This window comes from Luteibacter sp. P4_D7_3 (genome assembly GCF_056401735.1).
Genome location: NZ_JBFUIT010000554.1, coordinates 1 through 1,376 on the forward strand (window position 1 = coordinate 1; position 1,376 = coordinate 1,376).

Below are 1,376 nucleotides of genomic sequence, written 5' to 3' on the forward strand. Positions count from 1 at the left end.
CCGCATGAGAGGCGCCCGTCATCGCCAAGATGTTACTTGGACAGCTCGATCAGCGCCGAGGAGACCCAGCCCTTGTTGCCCAGTTCGTCCTGCACTTCCCACATCATGCCGTCCTTGGTGCCGGTGGGATAAAGCATCATGCCCGGGTCCAGCGTGCGCACGGCCGCGCCGGTCCCCTTCGCATTCGCCAGCAGGCGACCCGGCTTGGTCACGGTGACGGCCTGCTGAGCGTTGCTCGCCGACGCATTGCCGTTGAGGCCGCCAAGCTGGCCGACCAGATCCGTATACGCCTGGAGATAAGCCATCGTGATCAGCTGGCCCATCTCGGTGTTCGCGTAACCGCCCACCCCTGCACCGCCGACGCCGGAATTGCCGAACAGCGCACCGGAGGCGTTGATGCCGAGGTCGGTCTTCTTGGCCTGGCCCTGCGCCAGGGCGACCTGCTCGCTGGAACGCACGTCGGTGATGGCCAGGGTGACGTCAGCGGTCTTCGTCTTGAAGCTCACGTTGCTGGCGATGCGACCGACCTTGCTGCCCATCAGGCCACCGAGGACACCACCCACGCCGCCACCGGCTGCGTCGTCGTTCTTCGACACGAGGTCGGGAACCATGACGTAATCGGCAGCCTTGATCTGGCCCTTGCCGACGTTGGACTGGACGCGAAGCTCACCGCTCGCGCCGAGCTCGCGCTCCTTCATGGCCTGGTTCAGGCCGGCGCCGCGGTCCACCAGCGTGAAGCAATGCGACTTGGCCACGAATACCTTGATGAGCTTGGACGGTGCAGGCAGCTGCTGCGCGGTCCACCAGCTCACACCACCTTCCGGCTCTTCCACCGCCAGCGTGCCAAGCGGCTTCGCGCAGGTCGGGATTTCGGTCATCTTCTCGTCGCGCAGGGTCTGCGCGCTCTTGATCTGCGCCTGGGCAGCCGGAACCGCCAACGCCATCGTCACCAACGCCATTACACCGGCCATACGCCGAGTTCTCGTGCCTTCCATATCATCAAGCCCCTTAGTGATCCGGTGGGTCGAACGAACGCCACTCTCCCCGGACCGGGACGAAGAGCAGCCGCAAGACCACGACAGGCACGACGAAGGGACAGGCCTTCGCGGCGGTCGTGGACGAAACGTGGTTTGAAGATCTCGCGGATTCGGACTGCAAGCTGTGCCATGTGGACATCCCCTGTCATGAAGCCGGTCGATTCACGGCAACGCGTCGTATCCCTCATGCCCCCTGTCGAACTGCCCCCCCTGCGAGCGCAACCCTTACGTGCCAAATGGTAGCAAGGGATGATGACATGTTCCACCTCGCCCCCGAACCGAGGTGCGGACGAATTGTCCGCACCTCGGGCGTCACCTTGCCAGGTCGAAGTTCTCTGA

At 64.2% G+C, this 1,376-nt stretch carries 1 protein-coding gene; it reads right to left on the minus strand.

All coding sequences use genetic code 11. From position 1 onward, the window contains the following. Positions 1 to 32: 32 nt before the first annotated feature. Positions 33 to 971, minus strand: coding sequence for a CsgG/HfaB family protein (locus AC1DSN_RS22655; protein ID WP_477333086.1), 939 nt, complete (start codon positions 969 to 971; stop codon positions 33 to 35). Between the last annotated feature and the right edge of the window lie 405 nt (positions 972 to 1,376).